This is a genomic window from Pseudoclavibacter helvolus, from assembly GCF_049707175.1.
GTDB lineage: Bacteria > Actinomycetota > Actinomycetes > Actinomycetales > Microbacteriaceae > Pseudoclavibacter > Pseudoclavibacter helvolus_A.
In genome coordinates this window covers 1-549 of record NZ_JBNAFM010000043.1, presented here as the reverse complement: position 1 = coordinate 549, position 549 = coordinate 1, and the positions used below count along the sequence as shown (strand labels likewise).

The 549-nt window shown below is 62.5% G+C and carries 1 pseudogene; it reads right to left on the bottom strand.

Annotated features, from left to right (window positions below):
- Positions 1–500, bottom strand: a pseudogene (locus ACPYN9_RS17195) (IS5 family transposase); the annotation flags it as partial.
- Between the last annotated feature and the right edge of the window lie 49 nt (positions 501–549).

The following is a 549-nucleotide window of genomic DNA, read 5'->3' as shown; positions in this document are numbered from 1 at the left end:
CCGCCTGGCCTGGCGTGACCTCGATCACCAACGGCAGTCCGGACCCGTCCACGAGCTGGTGAATCTTGGTCGAGAGGCCACCTCTGGAGCGGCCGATCGCGTGATCAGGCGGTTCGACGCTCGGATTCTTGTAATTCGATGAAGCCCCCTGTGAGGCGCGTGACGTTCGTCGCGTGCTGGTGCGCGCGAGCGATCGTCGAATCGACCGAGACTGACCAATCAACGAGCCCCGCACGGTCAGCAGCCGCGGTTAGCTTCGCGAGCACACGATCCCAGCTTCCATCAGTGGCCATACGACGATGCCAGGTCCACACCGTCTGCCACGGACCAAACACCTCGGGAAGATCACGCCACGCGATTCCCGTCCGATACCGGTACGCGATTGCCTCGACCATCGTCCGAGCGTCAGAGAACTTCCGCCCGGGCCGCCCAGTCGGGGCGGGCAACAAGCCCTCGATCAACGACCACTGAGCATCCGAAAGCAACTGAAACCTCGACACCCAGCAAGCCTCTCAACGAAGACACTCAACCTTTGTCAGACACGCCCTA